The sequence below is a fragment of the Collinsella aerofaciens genome, assembly GCF_015670795.1.
In the GTDB taxonomy this organism is placed as follows: Bacteria; Actinomycetota; Coriobacteriia; order Coriobacteriales; family Coriobacteriaceae; genus Collinsella; species Collinsella aerofaciens_Q.
This window is the reverse complement of the sequence record NZ_JADPCJ010000039.1, coordinates 1-4,243: the sequence shown is the minus strand read 5'-3', so window position 1 is coordinate 4,243 and position 4,243 is coordinate 1. Positions and strand designations below refer to the sequence as shown.

Genomic DNA, 4,243 nt, shown 5'->3' with positions numbered 1-4,243 from the left:
ATTCAGGTCGAGCCCGGCCGTTCCGCCCAACTCAATCCCGGCGACGAGCTCAAGCTCGGCGAATCCACTACCTACGCCATTCTCTTCGGTGCTCTCTGGCCGGCAGATAGGGACGTTCCTTTTCTGCCGGCACTTGGGGACACTCCTTGGCGCACCAGAGCCGGTCGCCCAGGGATGGAGGGGCCATTTTGGCCCTTGGCAGTCACCCAAGGTAAACCTTTACCGCCCGCCTATATTTGCCGAAATTACACTTGACGGCGGGGTACAATAAACCCGCATGCGGATTTCCGTTGCGGGCGCTTCCCATCGCCGGGGCGTGCCCGGGAGCATCCGGCATGCGGCCTTTGCGGCGCTCGGTCATGTGCAAGACGGGTAGCTGGGCTTGTGGAGCGCGTGCAGCCCTCCTCGCCTCGGCATGCCTTCTCTCCACGCCATGTACCTGCTGCTGAGCCTGCCTGCCAGATGATTGGAAGCAACAGCGTAAATCCCATCACGCCAACATCCCGGCGATCGCCGGGGCCTGTATACCTATATGAGAGGAGAGGGGTATATGGCGCGTAAGTTTAAGTCTATGGACGGCAACGAGGCGGCCGCATATGTTTCGTATGCGTACACCGAGGTAGCGGGAATCTATCCCATTACGCCGTCCAGCCCGATGGCCGACCATGTCGACCAGTGGGCGGCCCAGGGTCGCAAGAACATCTTCGGCACCCCGGTCAAGGTCGTCGAGATGGAGTCCGAGGCAGGTGCAGCCGGTACCGTTCACGGTTCGCTGGGCGCCGGTGCTCTGACCACCACCTACACGGCTTCTCAGGGTCTGCTCCTGATGATTCCGAACATGTACAAGATCGCGGGCGAGCAGCTCCCGGGCGTCTTCCACGTCTCCGCGCGTTGCGTCGCTTCCCACGCCCTGAACATTTTTGGCGATCACTCCGACGTCATGGCCTGTCGTCAGACCGGCTTCGCCATGCTCGCCGAGGGCAACGTCCAGGAGGTCATGGACCTCTCGCCGGTGGCTCACCTTGCCGCCATCGAGGGTAAGACCCCGTTCCTTAACTTCTTCGACGGCTTCCGCACCAGCCACGAGATCCAGAAGGTCGCCATGTGGGACTACAAGGATCTGGCAGAGATGTGCGACATGGACGCCGTCCAGGCTTTCCGCGACCACGCGCTCAACCCTGAGCACCCGCACACCCGCGGCAGCCACGAGAACGGCGATATCTTCTTCCAGAACCGTGAGGCCTGCAACAAGGTCTACGACGAGCTTCCCGCCGTCGTCGAGGGCTACATGAAGAAGATCAACGAGAAGCTCGGCACCGATTACGGCCTGTTCAACTACTACGGCGCTCCCGATGCCGATCGCGTCGTCGTGTGCATGGGCTCCTTCTGCGACGTGCTCGAGGAAGTCATCGACTACCTCAACGCTCACGGCGAGAAGGTCGGCCTGGTCAAGGTTCGTCTGTTCCGTCCGTTCTCCATCAAGCACTTCGTCGACGTTCTCCCCGAGACCGTCCAGAAGATCGCCGTCATGGACCGTACCAAGGAGCCGGGTTCCATCGGCGAGCCGCTCTACCAGGACGTCGTCTCCGCTCTCTACGAGGCCGGCAAGACGGGCATCAAGGTCGTCGGCGGCCGTTATGGCCTGGGCAGCAAGGACACGCCTCCCGCGTCCGCGTTCGCTGTCTTCGAGGAGCTCAAGAAGGACGAGCCCAAGCGCGAGTTCACCATCGGCATTGTCGATGACGTGACCAACCTGAGCCTGCCCGAGGCCGAGGATGCGCCCAACACCGCAGCCCCCGGCACCATCGAGTGCAAGTTCTGGGGTCTGGGTGGCGACGGTACCGTCGGTGCCAACAAGAACTCGATCAAGATCATCGGCGACCACACCGACAAGTACGTCCAGGCCTACTTCCAGTACGACTCCAAGAAGACCGGCGGCGTCACCGTCTCGCACCTGCGCTTTGGTGATTCTCCGATCCGTTCGCCGTACTACGTGACCAAGGCCGACTTTGTCGCCTGCCATAACCCCAGCTACATCGTTAAGGGCTTCAAGATGGTCCGCGACGTCAAGCCGGGCGGCACCTTCCTGGTCAACTGCCAGTGGAGCGACGAGGAGTTCGCCGAGCACATGCCCGCCGTGGCCAAGCGCTACATCGCGAACAACAACGTCAACGTCTACCTGATCGACGCTATCGACCTGGCCGCTAAGGTCGGCATGGGCAAGCGCACCAACACGGTGCTCCAGTCCGCCTTCTTCGCGCTGGCCAAGGTCCTGCCCGCCGAGGACGCCCTGCAGTACATGAAGGACGCGGCTACCAAGTCCTACATGAAGAAGGGCCAGGCCATCGTCGACGCCAACCACAAGGCCATCGATGCCGGCGCTACCGCCTTCCGTAAGTTCGAGGTTCCGGCCGACTGGGCTACCGCCGAGGACGCCGCTCCCGTCGAGCTCTCCGAGGAGACCAAGTCCGCTATCGCCCAGCAGGTCAAGAACCTGCTCGAGCCCATCGATCGCATGGACGGCGACAGCCTGCCTGTTTCCGCCTTCGTCGATTGCGCTGACGGCCAGTTTGAGCTGGGCGCCTCCGCATACGAGAAGCGCGGCGTCGCCGTGGTCGTTCCCCACTGGGACGAGACCAAGTGCATCCAGTGCAACCAGTGCGCCTATGTGTGCCCGCATGCCACCATCCGTCCGTTCGCGATGACCGAGGACGAGGCTGCCGCCGCGCCCGAGGCTACCCGCACGCTCGACGCCATGGGCCCCAAGGCCAAGGGCATGAAGTTCACCATGGCTGTGTCCCCGCTCGACTGCATGGGCTGCACCAACTGCGTCAAGGTCTGCCCCAAGGGCGCCCTCGAGATGGTTCCCACCGAGCAGGAGATGGACCAGCAGCCCGTTTGGGACTACATGGTCGAGAACGTCTCCGAGAAGAAGGAGCTCATCGCGGCCAACGTCAAGGGCAGCCAGTTTAAGCAGCCCTACTTGGAGTTCTCCGGCTCCTGCGCCGGCTGCGCCGAGACCGCCTATGCACGTCTGGTGACCCAGGTTGCCGGCGACCGCATGTTCATCTCCAACGCTACCGGCTGCTCTTCCATTTGGGGCAACCCCGCTGCCACCGCTCCTTACTGCAAGGACAAGGACGGTCACGGCCCGGCGTGGAACAACTCCCTGTTCGAGGACAATGCCGAGCACGGTCTGGGCATGGCCGTTGGCTATGAGGCCGTTCAGCACAAGCTGATCGCCGCTACCCAGGACATCATCGCTGCCGATGGTCCGTCCGACGAGCTCAAGGCCGCCGGCCAGGCTTGGATCGACTCCGTCAACGACGCCGAGGCCTCCAAGACCGCTGCCGCTGCCTACGTTGCCGAGCTCGAGAAGTGCGGCTGCGACGCTTCCAAGGCGATCCTCGCCGACAAGGCTTACCTCACCAAGAAGTCCTTCTGGATTTTCGGCGGCGACGGCTGGGCCTACGACATCGGCTTCGGTGGCCTGGACCACGTCCTGGCTTCCGGCCACAACGTCAACGTCTTCGTCTTCGACACCGAGGTCTACTCCAACACCGGTGGTCAGGCCTCCAAGGCCTCGAACCTGGGCCAGGTCGCTCAGTTCGCCGCTGCCGGTAAGGTGACCAAGAAGAAGTCTCTGGCCGAGATTGCCATGAGCTACGGCTACGTCTACGTGGCGCAGGTCGCCATGGGCGCCAACCCGGCTCAGACCCTCAAGGCCATTCACGAGGCCGAGGCCTACGACGGCCCGTCCCTCATCATCGGCTACAGCCCCTGCGAGATGCACTCCATCAAGAAGGGCGGCATGCAGAACTGCCAGGCCGAGATGAAGAAGGCTGTCGAGTGCGGTTACTGGAACCTCTTCCGCTTCAACCCCGAGGCTGCTGCCGGCAAGAAGTTCTCGCTCGATTCCAAGGAGCCCGCGGGCGGTTATCAGGAGTTCCTGATGAACGAGGCCCGTTACGCTTCGCTGACGCGTTCCTTCCCCGAGCGCGCCGAGGAGCTCTTCAAGGAGAATGAGCAGGCCGCTATGGACCGTTATCAGCACCTGCTGAAGCTCAAGACGGTGTACAACGAGGCCTAGGTCTCCCACCGCAGGATCTGAGGGCTGACCTTCGCGGACGTCCTCGGACATGAAAGAACCCCCGCTGCGCACTACGTGAACTGCCTCCCATTTCTTGGACATGAGAAATGGGAGGCTTTTTATGCGTGTCGACTTGAGGGTGAAGCACGACAT

At 62.4% G+C, this 4,243-nt stretch carries 1 protein-coding gene; it reads left to right on the top strand.

Features of this window, described 5'->3' with window-relative positions:
• Window positions 1-550 precede the first annotated feature (550 nt).
• A complete protein-coding gene (nifJ, locus tag I4W09_RS09610; protein WP_117655974.1) occupies window positions 551-4,090 on the top strand; it encodes a pyruvate:ferredoxin (flavodoxin) oxidoreductase in 3,540 nt (1,179 codons plus the stop codon).
• Window positions 4,091-4,243 lie beyond the last annotated feature (153 nt).

Coding starts and splice junctions, on each gene's coding strand:
- nifJ (WP_117655974.1), top strand. CDS start 551: ATGGCGCGTAAGTTTAAGTCTATGGACGGCAACGAGGCGGCCGCATAT.